This window comes from Enterococcus raffinosus (genome assembly GCF_018917525.1).
In the GTDB taxonomy this organism is placed as follows: domain Bacteria; phylum Bacillota; class Bacilli; order Lactobacillales; family Enterococcaceae; genus Enterococcus_A; species Enterococcus_A raffinosus_A.
Genome location: NZ_JAHLOS010000087.1, coordinates 1 through 1785, shown reverse-complemented (window position 1 = coordinate 1785; position 1785 = coordinate 1). Strand labels below are relative to the sequence as shown.

The 1785-nt window shown below is 34.6% G+C and carries 2 protein-coding genes; both read left to right on the top strand.

What is annotated here, in order from left to right; genetic code table 11:
* Positions 1 to 98 precede the first annotated feature (98 nt).
* Entirely contained in the window at positions 99 to 503 is a 405-nt protein-coding gene (gene tnpA, locus KQI58_RS22355) for an IS200/IS605 family transposase (protein WP_216411134.1), read from the top strand.
* Positions 504 to 519: 16 nt separating this feature from the next.
* A complete protein-coding gene (tnpB, locus tag KQI58_RS22350; RefSeq protein ID WP_216411133.1) occupies positions 520 to 1662 on the top strand; it encodes an IS200/IS605 family element RNA-guided endonuclease TnpB in 1143 nt (380 codons plus the stop codon).
* The last annotated feature ends 123 nt before the right edge of the window (positions 1663 to 1785 follow it).

Below are 1785 nucleotides of genomic sequence, written 5' to 3'. Positions count from 1 at the left end.
TGCCTTTGGTCACTCGAAAACCGACACCTAAGGCATATTGCCTTTTTATTTTATCTCATGTTATAATCAGTCTATATAAGAAATGGGTTGATATAACAATGGAATTGGACACAAATAACCATTCAGTGTTTCTTCTTTATTACCACCTTGTTTTAGTTACAAAGTATCGTAGACAAGTGATTGATGATGAAATATCAGATTATGCTAAAGATACTTTTGAAAGAATTTCAAAATCGTATCATATTACTTTAGTTGAGTGGAATCATGATAAGGACCATATTCACATCATGTTCAAAGCACAACCAAAAACGGAACTGACAAAATTCATCAATGCCTATAAAAGTGCCAGTTCTCGTTTGATAAAACGTGACTTTCCAAGAGTAAAACGATTTCTTTGGAAGGAAATGTTTTGGTCTAAAAGTTTTTGTCTTTTGACTACCGGCGGTGCACCAATTGATGTCATAAAGAAATATATTCAAAACCAAGGAAACAATCATAAATAGGAAGCAGGTGAACTTTATGGAACGGCTAAAAGCATACAAATTCAGAGTATATCCAACAGAAGCACAAGAAATCTTCTTTGCCAAATCTTTTGGTTGTGTCCGTAAGGTCTATAATCTAATGCTCGATGACCGAAAAAAGGCATACGAAGAAATAAAAAATGATTCTTCTAAAAAAATGACCTTTCCCACCCCCGCTAAATACAAGAAAGAATTTCCATTTTTGAAAGAAGTGGATAGTCTTGCTTTAGCGAATGCTCAACTCAACTTAGATAAAGCCTACAAAAATTTCTTTCGTGATAAGTCCGTTGGATTCCCACGTTTCAAGAGTAAGAAAAATCCTGTTCAGAGTTATACAACGAATAATCAAAACGGCACAATTGCTTTGATTGATAATAAATTCATCAAAGTTCCTAAGTTGAAATCCTTAATCAGAATTAAACTTCATAGACAACCTAACGGGAATATCAAATCTGCTACAATATCACGCCATTCTAGCGGTAAATATTATATTTCTTTGTTGTGCAAAGAAGAAATTAGCGAACTACCTAAATCTAATTCTGCTGTTGGGATTGACCTAGGTATTACGAACTTTGCGATTCTTTCTGACGGTCAAAAATTTGATAATAATAAATTCACGTCCAAAATGGAAAAGAAACTCAAACGTGAACAACGCAAGTTGTCAAGACGAGCATTATTAGCTAAACAGAAAGGTATCAATCTGTTTGAAGCTGAAAATTATCAAAAACAAAAACGTAAAGTGGCTAGATTGCACGAAAAAGTAATGAATCAACGTACTGATTTTCTAAATAAGTTGAGTACAGAAATTATCAAAAATCACGATATTATCTGTATCGAGGACTTAAACACAAAAGGTATGTTGCGTAATCATAAATTGGCAAAAAGCATTTCTGATGTATCTTGGTCTAGTTTTGTGACTAAATTACACTACAAGGCTGACTGGTATGGACGTGAAATAATCAAAGTAGACAAATGGTTTCCGTCTAGTCAAATTTGTTCAGAATGCGGACACAAAGATGGCAAGAAATCTCTCGAAATTCGAGAATGGACTTGCCCTATTTGTCATACTCATCACGACCGAGATATCAACGCTAGTATCAACATTCTGACCGAAAGTCTTAGAATACAATCATTAGCTTAGTTACACTCAAGAACCGTAGGAACTACGGAGATAGCTTGGTAAATAAGAGACACCTCTGTTAGTAAAGAAATACGCTATCAAGTATGCTCTCTTCCCAAGAAGCTCCCACTTCAAGCGTTAAGA